Genomic DNA, 18097 nt, shown 5'->3' with positions numbered 1-18097 from the left:
ACAGTCGGCGGTCCTCAGCCGGCGTCCTCCGGGGCGGCCAGGGCGAACTCGCACCACACGCATTTCCCGCCGCCCCGGGGCTCCACGCCCCACTCGTCCGCGAGCCGATCCACCAGCATCAGGCCGCGCCCCGAGACCGCCCAGTCACCCGCCTCGCGCCGCCGCGGCAGGGCGCTGCTGGTGTCCTCGACCTCGATCCGGATCCGCCCCTGCGCCGTGAGCCGCATGCTGACGTGGCCGCCGCCCTCCGTGTGGACCAGGGCGTTGGTCATCAGCTCGTCCGCCGCCAGTTCGATCTCGTCGGCCCGGTGCCGTGCGCCCCAGGCGGCCACGGCCGCCCGGATCAGGTGCCGGGCCAGCGCCGGGGCCTTCGCGTCGCCCGGTTCCAGCCGCTGGTGCAGCGGACCGCCGCCGCGTGCGGTGGGGGTGCCGCGGCGGCGCAGGACGAGCAGGGCCATGTCGTCCCCGCTGCCCGAGTCCCCGACCAGGTCGCACAGGACGTCGGCCAGTTCCTCCACGTCGATCGGGCCGCTGTGGACCGCCGCCATGAGCTCCCGCATGCCGGTGTCCGCGTCCGAGCCGGGGCGTTCGATCAGGCCGTCGGTGCACAGCAGCAGGGTGTCCCCGGGGTGCAGTTCGAGGCTGGTGACGGGATAGCCGGAGCCGGTGCCGGACGGCTCGCGGGGTGGCAGGCCGAGCGGTAGCCCGCCGGCCACCTGGACCCGGTGCACGCTTCCGTCGCCGCGCCGCACGACCGGGTCGAGATGCCCGGCGCGGACCATCCGGAGCATCCCGGTGGTGAGGTCGACCTCGGCGTAGGTGCAGGTGGCGAACCGTTCCGTCTCCAGTTCGCGCAGGAAGGCCGAGGCCCGTGCCATCGCCGTGCCGGGCGTGTGCCCCTCGACGACGTAGGCGCGCATCACGATGCGCAGCTGCCCCATGACGGCGGCCGCGTCCGTGTCGTGCCCCTCGACGTCGCCGATCATCACCCCGACCCGGCCCTCGCCGAGCGGGACCACGTCGTACCAGTCGCCGCCGATGTCCCGCCCCATCCGGGCGGAGCGGTACCGTACGGCGATCAGGGCGCCCGGCACCTCCGGGATCCGGCGGGGCAGCATGGCCCGCTGGAGTCCCTCGGCCAGGTCGTGCTCCTGCTCGAAGAGCATGGCGCGCTGGAGGCTCTGTGCGACGCCGCTGCCGAGCGCCATCAGCAGGTTCCGCTCCTCGGCGGTGAAATCGCCGTCCCGCGTGTAGAGCAGCCCGAGGGCCCCGATGGGCCGCCCCTGGGCGATCAGCGGCAGGTAGACGCCACTGCGGACGGACAGCGGCTCGATGTACGGCCACAGCAGCGGGTAGCGCTGCTGGAATTCCTCCCGCGAGACGAGGAAGACCGACTGCATGGTGCGCACGGCCTCGCTCATCGGGAACTGCGCGTCGATCCGCGTGTACTCGATCTCGGGCACGTACGAGCCGAGCTGTCCCTCCGCGACCAGGTGGATGCGGCCGCCGTCGACGACGCCCAGCATCACGCTGACGGCGCCGAGGTGCCCGAGCGCCCGGGGGTCCTTGAGGATGTCGGTCACGTCGTTGACGGTGCGGGCGTGGGCGAGGATGGCGGTGGTCCGCTCGACGACGTTGGTCATCCGGCGGCGCCCCTCCGTCTGCTCCCCGGCGGCGCCGGGCTCGCCGGGGTCGTGGGTGGCGTCGCGGAGGATGCCGATCACGCGGTACGGGCGCCCGGCCGGGTCCCGCAGGATGTGCCCCTGGATATGGATCCAGGGCGACTCGCCGTCGCGCCGGCGGCTGCGGACGTAGGCCCCGTAGTGGCTCCGGCCGTCCTTGATCGCCTGCGCGACCCGGGTGTCGAGCCGGGCCTCCTCACCGGGTGCGAAGCACCGCCGGAGCCCGTCGGGGGTCCCGTCGAAATCGTCCGGGCGCAGGCCGAGCACCTCGAGCGCGGTGGGATCGAGGTGCATCCGCCCGCTGTCGAGGTCCCAGTCGAATGTGCCCATGTGGTTGAGCGCGAGGCTCGTGTCCGGTCTCGCGGGCCAGCCGACGTCGGGGTTCTTTGCCCTACGGGCCATGCAGCCAGGGTCTCACTCTCGCCCGCCGGTGTCCCCGTGGGACGGCCGGACCCCCGCGTCCCGGGCCCGGCGCGACAGGGGAGCGGCCTCGGGTGGTCCGACCGGCGGAAGTCGGGACCGGCATGCGGCGGGGACCGCGCGTGCCCGGCCCTGTGCCCCGGGGGCTTCTGGTACGACGGGCACATCCGCCGCGACCGGTCGACGACGCCAAGGAGAGTGGAGCGCGTGCCTGCCTTTCCCGACCCGGACGATCTGACCGAAGAGCAGTCGGAAACCCTGGAGCAAGCCGCCTACCTGGTCATCCGCTCCCGGAAGGAGGCGGAGGGCATGCTGATGCGGTCGGGGGTGGAACCGGTGCCCGAACCCGGTTTCTTCGGGAACCCGTGCGGCGCGAAGCTGGCGCCTCCCCCGGCGAACCATCGGTGCGGCTGCCGCAACTACGAGGGGGACGGCGGAGCCTGCCGGGCGGACTTCACCGACTTCACCGGGCCTGATTTCGGCACGGGAGCCCCCGTCCGCAACTGTGGGCACCGGCCGTCGCAGCACTTCTCGACGTGAGGTTCACCCCTGACCGTCGGCCGGCAGGCCCGCGTCATGGACCAGGAGGGCGATCTGGACCCGGTTGTTGAGGTCGAGCCGGGTCAGGATCCGCGAGACGTGGGTCTTCACCGTGGGCAGCGCCAGGTGCAGCTCCCGCGCGATCTCCGCGTTGGACAGGCCCCGCCCGACGGCCAGGGCCACGTCCCGCTCGCGTCCGGCCAGCAGCGCCAGCCGGTCGCGGGCACCGTTCGCCCGGGCGCCCTGGCCGAAGTCGCCCGCCACCTGGTCGATCAGCCTGCGGGTGACGGCCGGGGACAGTACGGGGTCCCCTGCGGCCACCGTCCGGATGGCCGTCACGATCTCCTGCGGCGGGGTGTCCTTGAGGAGGAAACCGGCCGCTCCGGCCCGCAGCGCCCGAAGGACGTGCGCGTCGGTGTGGAAGGTGGTCAGGACCAGCACTTCCGGTGCTCCCGGCCGCGCGCGCAGCCGCTCGGTGGCGGCCAGCCCGTCGACGCCGGGCATCCGGATGTCCATCAGCACCAGGTCGGGGCCGTGCGCGGCGACCAGGCCGGGCACCTCCGCACCGTCCACTGCCTCCGCGACCAGCTCGATGTCCGGGGCGCCGCCCAGCATCAGGCGCAGCCCGGACCGGACGATCGCGTCGTCGTCGACCAGCAGTACGCGGATCACCTGCGCCTCTTCCCTCGTCACCCGATCAGCCCTGCCAGGGTAGCCACGCGTGCACCCGGAAGCCGCCGTCGGCGGGGAGGGCCGTCAGTTCCCCGCCCGCCAGCCGGGCGCGTTCGGCCAGGCCGACCAGTCCCTGCCCGCCGCCCCCGGCCGTTGCGGGGACCGTGACCCGGGCCGGATCGGGCCCGGGCGGCCGGGTGTTGCGGACCTCCACCGTCAGCCCGTCCCCCGGCCCGCCGGTCAACCGCACGTCGACGGGCGCGCCGGGCGCGTGCTTGCGTACGTTGGTCAGCGCCTCCTGCACGATCCGGTACGCCGTACGCCCCACCAAAGGCGGCGGCGCGGCCCCCGCGGGCGGTCCGGCCAGCTCGATCCGTCCGCCCGCGGCCCTCGCCTCCGCCACCAGGCGGGTGAGGTCCGCCAGGTCCGGCTGCGGGCGCTCGCCGTCCGCGGGTCCGTCCCCCGGTCCCGCCCGCAGGACGCCGATGACCTCGCGCAGGTCGTGCAGGGCCAGGTGGGCGCTCTCCCGGATGACCCCGGCGGCACGCTCGACCTCGGCCCGCGGGGCTCCGGGATTGAACTCCAGGGCGCCCGCGTGCACGCTCAGCAGCGACAGCCGGTGGCCGAGTACGTCGTGCATCTCGCGGGCGATCTCCTCCCTGGCCTCCAGCCGGGCCCGCTCGGCCCGCGACTGCGCGTCCGCCTCGGCCAGCTCGGCGCGCTCGCGCAGTGAGGCGATCAGCTGCTGCCGGGAGCGCCGGAACAATCCCCAGCCGATGGCTCCGGCGATCAGGGCGAAGTACGTCACCGCCGAGCCCGCCCGTTCCTCGGACATGTCCGGCAGTTGCCACAGGAAGAAGGGCAGGGGGCCGAAGACCAGCGCCGCCACCCACGCGGTGGCCTTCCACGGCCGGGTCGCGGCCACGGTGAAGACCGCCACCATCGCCGGCCCGGTCAGATAGTGCGCCACGCCGCCGGCCACGAGCAGCACCACGGCCAGCTGGACCGGCCGGCGCCGTCGCAGGAAGACGGCCGCGCAGCCCAGCCCGCCGGCCACCTGGTCGGCGGCCCGCCAGCCCGGTCCGAGGCTCTCGTCGACCGGGATGGACTGTGAGCTGACGGCGGCGAAGCACGCGGCGAAGAGGAACAGACCCAGGTCGGCGGCCCAGTCCCGGCGGGTGCGGTGGATGCGGCGCATGTCCCGGAAATCTACGCGGGCCCGCGCGCGAGCGGGCGTCCGCGCCCCGCACCGGATACTTAAGTACGACCGCGGGCCGCCCTAAGGCCGATGCCCGGTCCGGTGCCCGGCGCCTAGCGTCGGAGCATGACCTCCTCCACTCCGAAACCCCCGAAGTCCCCGCTGGCCACCCTGACGGGCGTGCTCTGCTTCGTCCTCGTCGTCGGCGGCGCCAGCGGCCTGCTGCACGAGTGGCTCGGCTGGATCCACTTCATGGGATTCGTCCGCTTCCTCGCCCCCGACGGCTTCGAGGTCTACAGCTACGTCGTCATGATCGCCCTCGGCTTCGCGGTGGGCGCGGCGGGCGACGCGCTGACCCGGCGCGGCCGCGCCTGATCCCCGGCCGGCCGCCGCGGCGCCGCGCGACCGCGTCTCCTCCCCCGATGGGGAGGAGACGCGGTCATGGACGGGGAGCGTGTCTGCTAGCTCTCCTGGGCGGGGCCCTCGGGCTCCGGCTCAGGCTCGGGGGCGGGGGGCGGCTCGGGAGCGGGGGGCTCGGGAGCGGGGGCCGTCTGGGCCGGTTCCGGCTCCGGCGCCACCGGCGGCGGAGGGGACTGCGGCTCGGGAGCGGCCGGAGTGGTCTGCGGCTCGGGAGCAGCCGGCGTGGTCTGCGGCTCAGGGGCGGCCGGCGTGCTCGGCGGGGGCGCCTCCGGAGAGGCGGGAGTCGGCGCCACGGACTCCGGTGTCGGTGACTCCGCGGGAGTCTCAGAGGGTGGTTTTGACGGTGTCTCCGCGGGCGTCTCGGACGGCGGCTTCGACGGCGTTTCCGCGGGTGTCTCGGACGGCGGCTTCGACGGCGGCTCGGAAGGCGTTTCCGAAGGCGTCTCGGACGGCGGCTTCGACGGCGGCTCGGAAGGCGTCTCGGACGGCGGCTTCGACGGCTCGGTCGGAGTCGGGGTCGGGGTCGTCGGCTTCGGACTGGTGACGGACGGAGTGGGAGTCGTCACCGACGGGGTCGGCTTCGGGCTCGTCACGGACGGGGTCGGTGTCGGGCCTGTCGGGGTCGGACCTGTCGGCGTCGGGCCGGTCGGGGTCGGGCCTGTCGGGGTCGGGCCTGTCGGGGTCGGGCCGGTCACGGACGGGGTCGGTGTGAGCACCGGACTCGGGGTGATCGGCCGCGGTGTCGGGAACACCGGCGGCGGGATCGGCTTGTCGGGGGGCCGGGGCTTGCCCTGCTCGTTGCCGCCCTTGGGGCGCTCGTACCAGCGGTTGTCGCGGTGGTCGTAGATCACGATCTTGTTCACGACGGTCGTCGACGGTGCGACGGCCACCACCCGCGACGGCTGGTAGGAGGGCCACGTCTGCCCGAAGCGCTTCGGCGCGGCCTTGAGCGGCACCGGCGGACCGAGCGGGTTGCCACAGGCGCAGCGCACCCGCGGCACGCCACGGTCGTCCACCAGTACGGCCGTTCCTGCCTGGAGCACGGCCTGGTAGGGGACGGCCTGGCCGTTCTTGAAGCTGTGGTTCGTCACCCGGGTGTCGAAGCGCAGCTGCACCGGGGTGAGGGAGCGGAGGTAGCCCGGTACGGCTGCGGGCTGGAGGCCGAGCGCCGAGGCGAAGGCCGCGTTCTTGGCGGGGTCCGCGGTCAGCGATCCGACCAGTTTCTCGACGTCACAGCTGACGACGTTCCTGGTGCCGCCGTAGACGCCCGGCGAGGAACCGCTGACGCTCTTGGTGTTGATCGGTCCGGTCGGACTCGTGGTCGGGGTGTCGCCGCTCTTGGAGGGCTGCACCGTCGGCTCCGGCGGCGGTGTGTCCTCCTTCACCGCCGTGGACTCGGTGAAGGGGTCGGGGCCGGAGGCGGCGACGGGCTGGAGGAACACCTCTCCACCGGCGTTGCTGGAGGTCCCGCTGGGCCGGGTGAGAACGACGACCAGGGAGACGACCGCCGCCACCGCGACGAGCGCGGTGACGAGCTTTGGTACGGAGCGCCACCAAGGGCCCTTGGCCGGGCCCTGGCCCTGGCCTCCGGGCCCACCCGGCGGGGCCGGCGGCGGTGGTGGCGGGGGCCCCTGCTGTCCGCCCGAGAGCGGGCCGGAAGGCGGACCGGTGGGGCGTTCTGAAGACGGCGGTCGGCCGGATGGTTGTGTGGTCACGGGCTCTTCTTCCCAGGAGGAGTGAGTTCCCTGGGGACCATTGTGTGCGCCGTCCGGGTGGTGCCCGCAAGCCGGGGATGTCACGGTGGCAGGGTGAGTCAGACGCCGGGATCGTCATCGTCGGGGGGCTCCGCGAGGGCATGGCGTGCCGCCCTCGTCGCCGTCGTCGCGGGCTTCGTGGTGATGGCCGCGGTCGCCGCTGCCGGGCTGGTGTGCGCGGGTGCGGGCGACCTGCCGAACGGCGCGTTCCCTCATGTGGTCGCCGCGGTCGTGGTGATGGCGGCCGGCGGTTCGCTCGACGTGTCGGGCGGCGCCGGACTCCTCGCGGGGGCGGAGGCGAGCCTGTCGGTGGTCCCCCTCTCGGTGACCCTGGCCGGCGCCCTCACGACCGGCTACCTCTTCCTGCGCCCCCTGCACAACCGGGCGGTGGCCCGGCCGCGCGAACTCCTCGGCCGGGCGGTCCCGTTGGTCCTGCTGTGGCTCCTCGCACTGACCGGCGTCGCCTTCCTCGCCCGCGCGACCTTCGGCGTCTCCACCGGCGACTCCCCCATCGGGACGATCACCGAAATCCTCGATTCCGAGCCCACGGTGGGCTTCGAGGCCGACCTCCCCGCCACCCTCCTCTACGGACTGCTGTGGATCCTGGGCCTGTTGCTGATCGCCCTGCTGGTCTCGCGGCGCGCCCCGCTCCCGGCCCGGCTGGTCCGCTTCCACTCGGCGCTGCGCCCGGCCGCCTTCGCCACGATGCTGCTGCTCCTCGCCTACGTCGTCCTCGGGATCGGGGTCGGCGTGGTCGTGGCCCTCACCCAGGGCCATGCCGACCGGACGTTCGCCGTGATCCTGCTCGGGCTGCCGAATCTCGTCTGGCTCGCGCTCACCCTGGGCTTCGGCGGCGCCTGGGACGGCAAGGTCGAGGGACCCTTCGGGCTGCCCATGCCGCAACTGCTCGACCAGGTGCTGCGGGGCTCCGACCTGTCCGGGGTCGACGTGTCCTCGCTCGCCGAGCAGGACTCCCGGGCGTGGTGGCTGGTGGCGGTGGCCGCCGTCCTGCTGCTCGGCACGGGCGTACTGGCGGCCGTACGCTCCCCCGCCCACGTCCGGCCCTGGCAGCACGCGCTCCACCTCGGCGTGGCCCTGGCCCTCGCGACCCTGACGGTCTGCCTGCTGGGCCGGATTCAGGCGGAGTTCGGCCTCTCCCTGCTGGGGCTCGGTGACGTGGACGGCCTCGATGCCCAGGTCGAGCTGCAGCCCGCGCTGTGGCGCAACGTCGGGCTCGGTCTCCTGTGGGGCGCCGTGGCGGGATTCCTGGGCGCCCTCCTGGCCCGTCCGCTGCACCGCCGCGGCCGTGTCGACGAACCGGCCGCGGCCACCCGACCGGCCCCCGGGTCCTAGGGGGGTGTCCGCTCCTGGGGGGTGTCCGCAGAGTCCCGCCCGGCCCGCGACGCCTGGGAAGAGCCGGGAGGCCCCGGCCGGCGGCCGACGCGGCTCAGGCCGTTCCCCTGAACACCGGCAGCGCCCACCGCGGCACGGGTGGCGGCGGGGGCAGCGCGTCCGGCCCGGCCGTGCCCGCCACCTCCGGAGGCCCGCCCGCGGGCCCCGCCGTCGGCGGAGCGGAGTCCGCGCCCGCCCGCCGCAGGGCGCCGGTGAACTCCAGGCAGCTGCTCCACCGGTCGTCCGGCGACTTGGCCAGCGCCTTCGCCAGGACCTCGTCGACGGCCTCCGTCAGTCCGGGCCGCCGCGAGGCCAGCGGCGGCGGCGCATCGTACTGGTGGGCCCACAGCAGGGCGATGTCCTCGTCCCGCTGGAACGGCGGTTCCCCGGCGAGGGCCTCGTAGACGACGCACCCCAGGCCGTAGACGTCACACCGGCCGTCCACCGGCTTCCCGGAGATCTGTTCCGGCGCCACGTAGGCCACGGTCCCGACGAACTGCCCGTCGGTCGTGAACCCGGTCAGCGACAGCGACTTCTTCGTCAGCCCGAAGTCCGTGAGGTAGGCGTGTTCCGGATGGTCCCGGTCCGTGCCCGCGCCGATCAGGATGTTGCCCGGTTTCACGTCCCGGTGGACCAGGTCGTGGGCGTGGGCCGCGTCCAGCGCCGACGCCACCTGACCCGCGATCCGCGCGGCGGTCTCCACCGTCAGCGGGCCCGTCCGGTCCAGCATCACCCGCAGGTCCGGCCCCTCGACGAGGCGCATGGCGATGTAGAGCAGGCCGTCCGCCTCGCCCGCCTCGAAGACGGGCACGATGTGCGGGTGCTCGATGGCCGCGGCCACCTTCGACTCGTGGGCGAACCGCTTCCTGAAGGTGTCGTTGCGGGCCAGCTCGGGGGCCAGCAGTTTCAGTGCCACGCTGCGGCCGAGGCTCAGGTCCCGGGCCCGGTAGACGACGGACATCCCCCCGCGCCCGAGCTCGCTCTCCACCAGGTACCCGGCGATCTGCGTCCCGCGCAGATCGGCGTCGCCCATCAGCCGCCTCCGGGATCGCTGGTGTCGACGATCCGCGTCGGGTCATGGGGCACCGCCGGGTCCGGCCGGTCCCCGGCGCCTTCGCGCGGGACCGCGACCACGTCGGTCGGTGTCGGGGTCCTGCGGGCGGCGGCGGCCCCACCGCCCGGATCCGTGTCCGCGGGCGGTGGCTGCGACCTGGGCACGGCGCCGGGACCGGGACCGGGGCCCGGGCCCTGCGAGCCGCCCGGTCCGGCGTTGACCGCGTAGGTCGTCAGGCGTTCCCCGTCGTCGTACAGCCACCGGCCGGACTTGTCGTCGTAGAGCCACGCCGACTCCCCGTCGATGACCACTCCGGCCCGCAGCCCGCGTACGGAGCGGCGGAAGGCGTCGGTGTCGATCCGGCCCGAGGCGAGCTCGTCCACGGCCCGCCGGTAGCGTTCCAGGGTCTCGGCGCCTCGCGTGAGCAGCGGTCTCGGGTCCTCGGAGCGGACCGGGGCCCGTCCCCCGGCCGTCGGCGGCGGATGCGGCATGGCGACCAGCAGCCTCCCGTCCACCCAGGCGGACCAGCCGTTGGAGCACAGGACCTCCCCCCACTCCCCCCGCCGGGACAGCAGCTGAACGGGCAGGAACGGGTCCAGGGGCACGGTCGGCCGGCTGACGTCGGGCCCCTCCCAGGCGGGCAGGCCCTCCTGGGGCACCACATGGGTGGGCCGGAAATCCGCCACCTCGCCTCCCGGGCCCATCGCGCTGCTCATGAAGCCTACTTCCGCATGATGGTCGGCTCGTGGCGGCGCAGCAGCCGGGCGACCAGCACGCCGAACAGCACGGACAGGACGACGAGCATGCCCATTTCGAGGAGCCACAGGCGGGCTTCGTGGTCGAACAGCGGGTCCTGGGTGATCTTGCCGGGCACGATCGCGCCGAGGTCGATGGTGCCCGCCATCGCCCCCATGGCCCACCGGGCCGGCACGAACCACGCCAGCTGTTCGATGACCGGGACGCCGGTGAGTTTCAGCAGGGACCCGCAGAAGACCACCTGGACGATCGTGAGCAGGACCAGCAGCGGCATGGTGACCTCCTCCTTGGCCACCAGGGCGGAGATCAGCAGGCCGAGCAGCATCGCGGTGACGGACAGCAGGGCGACGGCGAGGGTTATCTCCAGGAGTGGTGGCATGAAGAGGCCCCGGCCGTCGGGCGCATTGGCCTTCACGCCTCCGATGCCGACCAGGGTGAGGACCACGGCCTGGGCGACGGTGATCGAGCCGAGGACCACCACCTTCGACATCAGGTAGGCCGAACGGGACAGGCCGACGGAGCGCTCGCGCTGGTAGATGACGCGTTCCTTGACGAGTTCGCGCACCGCGTTGGCGGCGCCGATCAGGACTCCGCCCACGCACAGGATGAACAGGGCGTTGAGCGCCGTTTCGGCCGTGAGCTCGTTCCCGGCCAGCGCGCGGGTCATGGCGCCCATGACGAACGGCAGCGCGATCATGATGACCAGGAAGGTGCGGTCGGACCTGAGTACGGAGGCGTACCTGCGGATCAGGGTGGAGAGCTGGGAACCCCAGCTCTGGGCCTTGGGCGGCGGCTTCGGCGGCGGGCCGCCGGCGGCCCGTTCGGCCTGTCCCGCGAGCGGCATCCCGCCGGCGGTGACGTCGACGTTGCGCCGGTGCAGGGGCGAGGCCCGGTACTCGCCGGCCCAGTCGCGGTCGCGCTGGTTCTCGAAGGCTTCGAAGGCCTCGGGCCACTGCTCGAAACCGAAGAATTCCAGGGCCTCCTCGGGAGGGCCGTAGTACGCGATGCGCCCGCCGGGCGCGAGGACCAGGAGGCGGTCGCAGCCTTCCAGATTGAGCACGCTGTGGGTGACGACGATGACCGTGCGGCCGTCGTCCGCGAGGTTGCGCAGCATGTGCATCACCGAGCGGTCCATGCCGGGGTCGAGACCGGAGGTGGGCTCGTCCAGGAACAGCAGGGACGGCTTGGTGAGCAGTTCAAGGGCGACGGAGACGCGTTTGCGCTGGCCGCCGGAGAGGCTGTGGATGGGCTGGTCGGCACGCTGTTCGAGGCCGAGTTCGCCGATCACCTCGTCGACCCGGGCCTGGCGTTCGGCCTTGGCGGTGTCCTGCGGGAAGCGCAGTTCGGCGGCGTAGGTGAGGGCGCGCCGGACGGTGAGCTGGAGGTGCAGGATGTCGTCCTGCGGGACGAGCCCGATGCGGCTGCGCAGTTCCGCGTAGTCGCGGTAGAGGTCGCGCCCGTCGTAGAGGACGGTGCCCTGGTCGGCGGGGCGCAGGCCGGTCAGTGCGCCGAGCAGGGTGGACTTGCCGGCGCCGCTGGGCCCGACGACGGCGAGCAGGCATTTGGCCCCGACCGGGAAGGAGACCTGGTCGAGGAGGGTCTTGCGGCCTCGGTCGACGGCGACGGTGAGGTTCTGGACGTCGAGGGAGACCTCGCCGGTGTCCACGAACTCCTGGAGCTGGTCGCCGACGAGGCAGAAGTTCGAGTGGCCGATGCCGACGATGTCGCCCTCGGTGACGCGGACGGCCCGGGTCACGGCGGTGCCGTTGAGGTAGGTGCCGTTGTGGCTGCCGACGTCGACGATCTCGTACGAGCCGTCGGCGAGGGCGTGCAGCTCGGCATGGCGGCGGGAGACGGTGAGGTCGTCGATGACGAGGTCGCTGTCGGGGGCGCGGCCGATGCGGACGGCGGTGCGGACGGGCAGGGGGCGTACGGTCGTCGGCTGCCGGAAGGTGCCGGTCATCGGCATGTTCGCGACCTGGGACGGCCGGCCGGTGCCGTGCGGCGAGGGCGGGGCGGGCGGCGCGGGGCCGACGACTGCGGCGCGCGGCCCGTCGTCGACACTGCCGAAGCGCAGTTCGGTGCCGACGCCGACGCTCCATTCGTGGATGCGGTGGCCGTCGGCCCACGTGCCGTTGGTACTGCCCTCGTCCTCCAGCGTCCAGTGGTCACCGTCGGGGCGCAGGATCGCGTGGTGCCAGGAGACGCGGGCGTCGTCGAAACAGATCTCGCAGAGGGGGTCCCGACCGACGTGATAGATCCGGTCGGGATCCATCTCGGTGGCGCCCCAGTCGGTCACCAGGAGGAGCTGGGGCGCGGTCGGCACACCGGGGCGCTGGACCATGACCAGATCTTCCCACGATCCCGAAGGTCCGGCAGCGGTCGGACATCGACGCAGGTCAGAGCCCTGTTATGGGTAATGACAACGGTCCCCGTTGCAGCCTTTGCCCATCTCGCCGAGGTGCGCTTCACTTCACGCGACGGAACCGAACACACGGGTGCCGCGACGAGACGGGGGACGCCATGAGTGGGCACGACCACGCGCACGACGACCACGGGCACGGACACGGAGCCGGCGGGCACGGTCACGGGCCCGGAGGGCACAGTCACGGCGTGTCCGCGGACGCCGACCGGCGCTGGCTGGCGATCGCGCTCGCACTGATCGGCGGGTTCATGGCCATCGAGGTGGTCATCGGCGTCCTGGCCAACTCGCTGGCCCTGATCTCCGACGCGGCCCACATGCTGACCGACGCCGTCTCGATCGTCCTGGCCCTGATCGCCATGCGGCTGGCCGCGCGCCCCGCCCGCGGCGGCTTCACGTACGGCCTCAAGCGGGCGGAGATACTCTCCGCCCAGGCCAACGGGCTGACGCTGCTCCTGCTGGCCGTCTGGCTGGCGTACGAGGCGGTGCGGCGGCTGATGGACCCGCCGCCGGTGGAGGGCGGGCTGGTCCTGGTGACGGCGCTCGCGGGCATCGTCGTCAATGTGGCCGCGGCCTGGTGCATCTCCCGGGCGAACCGTTCCTCGCTCGCCGTCGAGGGTGCCTACCAGCACATCCTGAACGACCTCTTCGCCTTCATCGGGACCGCCGTCGCCGGTCTGATCGTCCTGACCACCGGATTCCGGCAGGCCGACGCGATCGCCACGCTGGTCGTGGTGGCGCTGATGCTCAAGGCGGGCTACGGACTGATCCGCGAGTCCGGCCGGATACTCCTGGAGGCCGCCCCCGCCCATGTGGACCCGGACGCGGTCGGCGACCGGCTGGTCGGGCACCCGCCCGTGACCGAGGTGCACGACCTGCACATCTGGACGATCACCTCGGGCCAGGCGGCGCTCTCCGCGCACGTGCTGGTGGAGCCGGCGGGCGACTGCCACGCCGTACGCCGGGACCTGGAGCGGCTGCTCGAGAAGGAGTACGGGATCACGCACACCACCCTCCAGGTGGACCACGCGCAGGACACCCTGCTCACGGTCGGCCGCGCGGGCGGGTCCCCGTCCGACGCGCACTGCGCGGACGCACACGGTCCGGTCCACCGGCAGGGCCCGCACGACCACTGACCGCGGAAGACCGACCGGCTTGCCGGCTTACGGCTTGCCGGCTTGCCGGCTTGCCGCAGAACGCATGCGCGGATCACTGGCCCGGGTCCATCCGGGGCATGGATGTACCCATGACGCACAAACGCAGTGCCGGACTGCTCCTGTTCCGGTGGACCGGCCCGGACCCGGAGTCCGGTGTCGAGGTCCTGCTCGGCCACATGGGCGGCCCGCTCTGGGCCGGGCGGGAAGCCGGGGGGTGGGCCATCCCCAAGGGTGAATACGGGCCGGAGGAGACGCCGCGGGACGCGGCCCGCCGGGAGTTCACCGAGGAGATCGGGCTGCCCCCGCCGGAGGGCGAGTACCTGCCGCTGGGGGAGGTACGGCTGACCAGCGGGAAGCTCGTGACCATCTGGGCGGTGGAGGCGGATCTCGACCCCGCCCTGATGGTGCCCGGGACCTTCACCATGGAGTGGCCGCCGCGCTCCGGGAACATGCAGGAGTTCCCGGAGCTGGACCGGGTGGCCTGGTTTGCTCCACCGCTGGCGGAAAACATGCTGATGACCTCCCAACTCCCTTTCTTGAAACGACTGTTGGAGCTCCTGAAGGTTTGACCCACACTTGCACTTGCCAACACCCTTATCTGCATGGACATTGCGCACATGACGAACGTCGTGCTGGTGGGAACCTTGGACACCAAGGGTGTGGAGTACGGCTGGCTGCGGGAGAGGCTGCTGCGCGCCGGCGTCGAAGTGGTACTGGTCGACACAGGAATCATGGGCGAACCCCGGGTGCCCGCCGATGTGCCGCGTGACGCCGTGGCCCGGGCGGCGGGAGCAGAGCTGTCGGAGCTGCGCACGGCCGCCGACCGGGGCGCGGCCGTGACCACCATGGCGAAGGGCGCGGAGGCGACCCTGTTACGCCTGCACGCCGAGGGCCGGCTGCACGGGGTGCTCGCCATCGGCGGGAGCGGCGGCACTTCCATCGCCACCCGGGCGATGCGCGCCCTGCCGCTGGGCGTACCGAAGCTGATGGTTTCGTCCATGGCGTCCGGGGACGTCCGCCCGTACGTGGGCTCCTCGGACATCACGATGATGTACAGCGTGGTGGACATCGCGGGGATCAACAGCATCTCCGCACCGGTCCTGGCGAACGCCGTGGAGGCCGTCGCCGCGATGGCACGGGCCTTCGACCGGGCTTCCCCGGAGGGCCGGACGCCCCGGCTGGGATCGGGCGGCCGCCCGCTCGTCGCGGCGAGCATGGCGGGCGTGACCACGGCCGGGGTGGACGCGGCGCGCGAGCGGCTCACGGAACTCGGCTACGAGGTGCTGGTCTTCCACGTCAGCGGCACCGGTGGCCGCACCCTGGAGACGCTGGCCGGCCAGGGGGTCTTCGCCGGCGTCCTCGACCTCACCCTCAGCGAGATCGCCGACGACCTGTGCGGGGGCATCCTCAGCGCGGGCCCCGACCGGCTCAGTGCGGCCGGGCGGGCCGGAGTGCCGCAGGTGGTGAGCCTGGGGGCGCTGGACATGGTGAAGTTCGGCCCGCTGGAGAGCCTGCCCCGAGCGGTCCGTGACCGGGGCGTCCACGTGCACAACCCGTCCATCACGGTGACCCGTACGACCGTGGCGGAATGCGCGGAGCTCGGCCGCCGGGTCGCCGCCAAACTGCGCGCGGCGTGCGGGCCCACGGCCGTCTGCGTCCCGCTCCGTGGACTGTCCACCCTGGGCGCGCCGGGCGGCCCGTACCATGACCCCGGCGCGGACCGGGCCCTGTTCTCGGCACTGCGCGAAGGCTTGCGCGGTAGTGCCACCCGGCTCTACGACTACGACACGCACATCAACGACCCGGTCTTCGGGCGGGCGGCGGCCGACCGGCTGCACGCCATGATCGGCGCGCTGTCGGCCGCGGCCTGAGACACCCTCCGTGGTCGGGAACCGGCCACGGAGGAAACCACGTCCCATGTGGCGTCCGGACCGGGGAGGACCGGTGGACGGCCGGTCCCGGACCGGACGTGCGATCGATGCAGCGGCGCCGCAGGGCAGGCAGGGGGCAGGAACGATGAGGAACACGTGGACGGTCCCCGGTTACACCGAGGTCCGGGAGCTCGGTTCGGGCGGCAGCGGCCGCGTGGTGCTCGCCGTCCACGACGGCACGGGCACGCCGGTCGCGGTGAAGTACCTCAGCGACCGGCTGCGCCAGGACCCGGCCTTCGTCGGGGAGTTCCGGGCCGAGGCCCGGCTCCTGGGCGGGCTCGAGACCCCGTACGTGGTCAGGCTGTACGAGTACGTGGAGGCATCCGGCGGCGCGGCCATCGTCATGGAGCTGGTGGACGGCATCTCCCTGCGCGCCCTGCTGAAGCAGTCCGGGCGGGCCGACGCCGAGGCCGCGCTGGTGGTCCTCAAGGGGTCCCTGCTCGGGCTGGCTGCGGCGCACCGGGCGGGCGTCGTCCACCGGGACTACAAGCCGGAGAACGTGCTCGTCGCGCCGGACGGCTCGTCGAAGCTGGTGGACTTCGGGATCGCGGCCAACCGCGGCAGCACGCCCGGCGTGGCCGGAACCCCCGCCTACATGGCTCCCGAGCAGTGGCAGGGCCGGCCGGCCTCGCCCGCGGCCGACGTGTACGCGGCGACGGCGACCTTCTTCGAGTGCCTCACCGGGCGCAAGCCGTACGACGGGGAGAACTTCGCCGAGCTCGCCGTCCAGCACATAGAGGCGCCGGTGCCGGAGACCGAGGCTCCGGAGCCCGTACGTCCGCTGATCCGGCGCGGCCTCGCGAAGGCGCCCGAGCAGCGGCCCGAGAACGCCGAGGCGTTCGTGGCGGAGCTGGAGGGCGTGGCGCTTGCGGCGTACGGGCCCGAGTGGGAGGAGCGCGGGCAGCGCAAGCTGGCGGCGCTGGCCGCCCTGCTGCCGCTGCTGTTCCCCTCGGCGGGCGCCCCGGCGGCGGGCACCACTGCGGTGGCCACGACCACGGTGCCCAGCGGTTCGGGCTGGGCTCCGGGGCGCAGCGGCTGGCTCGCGGCGGGCGTGGCGCTGGTGATGGGAACCGTACTGCTGCTGACGACGGACGCGATCGGCGCGGACCCGGGCGGGGCCTCGGCGCTGAGTGCCTTCGCCACGACGAGCGCGGCCCCTCCCGGGTCGCCCTCCCCGAGCCCGAACCCGACGGCCTCCGCCTCGCCTTCAGCGTCCCCGAGTCCCTCGGCGTCGCCGAGCCCCTCGCCGTCCGGGTCCACGTCCCCGACGGCCTCACCGTCGTGGTCGGCGAGCCCCACCCCGAAGCCGACGGTGAGCTGGCCGCCCACGCCGACCCCGACGCCGACGCCGACGCCGACGCCGACGCCCACACCGACGCTGAAGGTCACGAATGTCGCCGTGTCGCTCAAGACCGGGGTCTACCGGGGCGATGCGACCATCTCGGTCGCCGCCGAGGGCACCGGTTCGGTGACCGTAGTGGTGGAGTGGTTCCTGGGCGGCGCGCAGGGCTCCTACTCCGTCCCCGACGGCACGGAGTCGTTCGTGGTGCAGGCCGGCTCGATCGCGCCCGTGGTCAGGTCCCACACCTTCACGCGTGACCGCGGCTGCTACGGCGGCGTCCGCGTCACCACCAAGCCCACCGCGGGAAACAAGTCCGCGTCGGCCTCCCAGTACCTGCTGCGCTGCCAGGAGGTGCCCCGATGAGCGGTTCCGGCGCCCCCGAGGGCGACGACTACAGCGCCACCGTCCTCGGCAGCCACTGGTTCAGCGGCCCGCCGACGACGACCAAGCGGATGGCTCCCGAGGAGGTGGCTCCCGACCGGGTCGAGGGGTCCGTGCTCCGCTTCGGGCCCGGGGTCACCGCGGCCATGCCGGCACCGTTCCCCATCGACGCGGCCGCGGCCGTCGCGCCGCCGCCCCGGCGGCGCCGGTGGGCCGGTCTGCGGCGGTACGCCCTCGCCGCTGTCGTTCTCGCCGCGGTCCTCGCGTACCTCGGGTGGCAGCGGCTCGGGCCGGGCATCGAGGTCCGGGGCGTGGCCGTGAGCACCGATCCCAAGGGGCCGGGCTGTGACGCGACGGCCGATGTGGTGGCCGTCGTGGCGACCGACGGCCGCCCGGGCACCCTCACCTACCGGTGGGTGCGCAGCGACGGCACGCAGTCCGAGCAGCTGACCGAGCGGGTGCCGCGCGGGCAGCGGGAGGCCCGGCTGCACCTCCTGTGGACCTTCCGGGGCACCGGGAGCTACCCCGCGCGGGCCGAGCTCCAGCTGGTGTCGCCCGGTCGGCACACGGCCGCGGTGGACTTCACGTACCGCTGCGCGCCGTAAGGGTCGGCGCGGACGCGGCGGCGGGCAGCCGGATGACGGCGAGCCCGCCGTCGAGGTCCACCCGGGTGCGCGGCGGCGCGCCGTCCTCCTCGTCGTCGCGCATGACGAGGGCGCTCTGCCGCTCCTTGAGCTCGTTCTGCTTGCCCGGCGAGAAGCTGGCGTGCAGCTGCTCGAAGCCGGTGGCGGATATCTGCCCCTGCCGGCCGTTCCACCGCCAGGGCAACAGCCCGGCGCGGCCCGCGCGGACCAGTGCCAGGTCGAGGAAGGCCACGGCGGTCAGCACCAGAGCCAGACCGGGAAGGGTCATGAAGATGACGAAGCCCATGCCCCGACGGTAGCCGACGCCGTGCCCCGGCCGTTCCGCCGAGGGG

At 73.5% G+C, this 18097-nt stretch carries 15 protein-coding genes and 1 pseudogene; 8 read left to right on the top strand and 8 right to left on the bottom strand.

All coding sequences use genetic code 11. The annotated features are described in order from the left end of the window. Positions 1-14: 14 nt before the first annotated feature. On the bottom strand, positions 15-2084 hold the full coding sequence (locus ACWGE1_RS21800; protein ID WP_453422138.1) for a SpoIIE family protein phosphatase: 2070 nt from the start codon (positions 2082-2084) through the stop codon (positions 15-17). Positions 2085-2309: 225 nt separating this feature from the next. Here ACWGE1_RS21800 and ACWGE1_RS21795 point away from each other — a divergent pair, with 225 nt between their 5' ends. Next, positions 2310-2642: a DUF6422 family protein gene (locus ACWGE1_RS21795; RefSeq protein ID WP_453422137.1), complete on the top strand. Its 333-nt coding sequence runs from the start codon at positions 2310-2312 to the stop codon at positions 2640-2642. Between the two features lie 3 nt (positions 2643-2645). Here the strand turns inward: ACWGE1_RS21795 and ACWGE1_RS21790 are convergent, their stop codons facing one another. Next, on the bottom strand, positions 2646-3335 hold the full coding sequence (locus tag ACWGE1_RS21790; protein WP_453422136.1) for a response regulator: 690 nt from the start codon (positions 3333-3335) through the stop codon (positions 2646-2648). 4 nt (positions 3336-3339) lie between these two features. Then, the gene (locus ACWGE1_RS21785; protein ID WP_453422135.1) at positions 3340-4512 is read right to left on the bottom strand and encodes a sensor histidine kinase; all 1173 of its coding nucleotides are present in this window, start codon (positions 4510-4512) and stop codon (positions 3340-3342) included. A gap of 126 nt (positions 4513-4638) precedes the next feature. On the opposite strand from ACWGE1_RS21785, the gene ACWGE1_RS21780 reads away from it, so the two are divergent. Next, positions 4639-4887 carry a hypothetical protein gene (locus ACWGE1_RS21780; protein ID WP_453422134.1) on the top strand — a complete coding sequence of 83 codons (249 nt, stop codon included), beginning with the start codon at positions 4639-4641 and terminating at the stop codon, positions 4885-4887. A gap of 515 nt (positions 4888-5402) precedes the next feature. On the opposite strand, the pseudogene ACWGE1_RS21775 reads toward ACWGE1_RS21780, so the two are convergent. Beyond that, positions 5403-6647 (bottom strand): annotated as a pseudogene (locus ACWGE1_RS21775) (DUF6777 domain-containing protein); the annotation flags it as partial. A gap of 93 nt (positions 6648-6740) precedes the next feature. Here ACWGE1_RS21775 and ACWGE1_RS21770 point away from each other — a divergent pair. Beyond that, positions 6741-8039, top strand: coding sequence for a streptophobe family protein (locus ACWGE1_RS21770; protein WP_453422133.1), 1299 nt, complete (start codon positions 6741-6743; stop codon positions 8037-8039). 94 nt (positions 8040-8133) lie between these two features. Here ACWGE1_RS21770 and ACWGE1_RS21765 read toward each other — a convergent pair whose 3' ends face one another. The 3 genes from ACWGE1_RS21765 to ACWGE1_RS21755 are packed head-to-tail and all read right to left on the bottom strand — an operon-like array spanning position 8134 to position 12232. Next, the gene (locus ACWGE1_RS21765; protein ID WP_453422132.1) at positions 8134-9111 is read right to left on the bottom strand and encodes a serine/threonine-protein kinase; all 978 of its coding nucleotides are present in this window, start codon (positions 9109-9111) and stop codon (positions 8134-8136) included. Further along, complete coding sequence (locus ACWGE1_RS21760) at positions 9111-9848, bottom strand: hypothetical protein (protein WP_453422131.1); 738 nt, start codon at positions 9846-9848, stop codon at positions 9111-9113. The genes ACWGE1_RS21765 and ACWGE1_RS21760 overlap by 1 nt, the downstream gene beginning before the upstream one ends. A gap of 5 nt (positions 9849-9853) precedes the next feature. Then, the gene (locus tag ACWGE1_RS21755) at positions 9854-12232 is read right to left on the bottom strand and encodes an FHA domain-containing protein (RefSeq protein ID WP_453422130.1); all 2379 of its coding nucleotides are present in this window, start codon (positions 12230-12232) and stop codon (positions 9854-9856) included. A 179-nt stretch (positions 12233-12411) separates the two neighbouring features. On the opposite strand from ACWGE1_RS21755, the gene ACWGE1_RS21750 reads away from it, so the two are divergent. The 5 genes from ACWGE1_RS21750 (at position 12412) to ACWGE1_RS21730 (ending at position 17726) form a co-directional block, all read left to right on the top strand. Next, complete coding sequence (locus ACWGE1_RS21750; protein WP_453422129.1) at positions 12412-13446, top strand: cation diffusion facilitator family transporter; 1035 nt, start codon at positions 12412-12414, stop codon at positions 13444-13446. 110 nt (positions 13447-13556) lie between these two features. Next, positions 13557-14036, top strand: a complete 480-nt coding sequence (locus ACWGE1_RS21745) for an NUDIX domain-containing protein (RefSeq protein WP_453422128.1) — start codon at positions 13557-13559, stop codon at positions 14034-14036. Between the two features lie 48 nt (positions 14037-14084). Continuing rightward, positions 14085-15338, top strand: a complete 1254-nt coding sequence (locus ACWGE1_RS21740; RefSeq protein WP_453422153.1) for a Tm-1-like ATP-binding domain-containing protein — start codon at positions 14085-14087, stop codon at positions 15336-15338. Between the two features lie 145 nt (positions 15339-15483). Beyond that, the gene (locus ACWGE1_RS21735) at positions 15484-17103 is read left to right on the top strand and encodes a serine/threonine-protein kinase (protein WP_453422127.1); all 1620 of its coding nucleotides are present in this window, start codon (positions 15484-15486) and stop codon (positions 17101-17103) included. Then, the gene (locus tag ACWGE1_RS21730) at positions 17100-17726 is read left to right on the top strand and encodes a hypothetical protein (protein ID WP_453422126.1); all 627 of its coding nucleotides are present in this window, start codon (positions 17100-17102) and stop codon (positions 17724-17726) included. Before ACWGE1_RS21735 ends, ACWGE1_RS21730 begins: the two co-directional genes overlap by 4 nt. Here ACWGE1_RS21730 and ACWGE1_RS21725 read toward each other — a convergent pair. Continuing rightward, positions 17704-18051, bottom strand: coding sequence for a DUF6191 domain-containing protein (locus ACWGE1_RS21725; protein WP_453422152.1), 348 nt, complete (start codon positions 18049-18051; stop codon positions 17704-17706). The two genes, ACWGE1_RS21730 and ACWGE1_RS21725, sit on opposite strands and share 23 nt — an antisense overlap. Positions 18052-18097: the final 46 nt, after the last annotated feature.

Source organism: Streptomyces sp. NPDC054932, assembly GCF_053610205.1.
Note: the sequence above shows the minus strand (reverse complement) of the source record. Positions and strands in the feature narration are given on the sequence as shown.

Bases quoted from the DNA above. Each gene is read 5' to 3' on its own strand.
- ACWGE1_RS21755 (WP_453422130.1), bottom strand. From the start codon at position 12,232: ATGGTCCAGCGCCCCGGTGTGCCGACCGCGCCCCAGCTCCTCCTGGTG.
- ACWGE1_RS21725 (WP_453422152.1), bottom strand. From the start codon at position 18,051: ATGGGCTTCGTCATCTTCATGACCCTTCCCGGTCTGGCTCTGGTGCTG.
- ACWGE1_RS21740 (WP_453422153.1), top strand. From the start codon at position 14,085: ATGACGAACGTCGTGCTGGTGGGAACCTTGGACACCAAGGGTGTGGAG.
- ACWGE1_RS21765 (WP_453422132.1), bottom strand. From the start codon at position 9,111: ATGGGCGACGCCGATCTGCGCGGGACGCAGATCGCCGGGTACCTGGTG.
- ACWGE1_RS21800 (WP_453422138.1), bottom strand. From the start codon at position 2,084: ATGGCCCGTAGGGCAAAGAACCCCGACGTCGGCTGGCCCGCGAGACCG.
- ACWGE1_RS21785 (WP_453422135.1), bottom strand. From the start codon at position 4,512: ATGCGCCGCATCCACCGCACCCGCCGGGACTGGGCCGCCGACCTGGGT.
- ACWGE1_RS21735 (WP_453422127.1), top strand. From the start codon at position 15,484: ATGAGGAACACGTGGACGGTCCCCGGTTACACCGAGGTCCGGGAGCTC.
- ACWGE1_RS21780 (WP_453422134.1), top strand. From the start codon at position 4,639: ATGACCTCCTCCACTCCGAAACCCCCGAAGTCCCCGCTGGCCACCCTG.
- ACWGE1_RS21750 (WP_453422129.1), top strand. From the start codon at position 12,412: ATGAGTGGGCACGACCACGCGCACGACGACCACGGGCACGGACACGGA.
- ACWGE1_RS21730 (WP_453422126.1), top strand. From the start codon at position 17,100: ATGAGCGGTTCCGGCGCCCCCGAGGGCGACGACTACAGCGCCACCGTC.
- ACWGE1_RS21745 (WP_453422128.1), top strand. From the start codon at position 13,557: ATGACGCACAAACGCAGTGCCGGACTGCTCCTGTTCCGGTGGACCGGC.
- ACWGE1_RS21760 (WP_453422131.1), bottom strand. From the start codon at position 9,848: ATGAGCAGCGCGATGGGCCCGGGAGGCGAGGTGGCGGATTTCCGGCCC.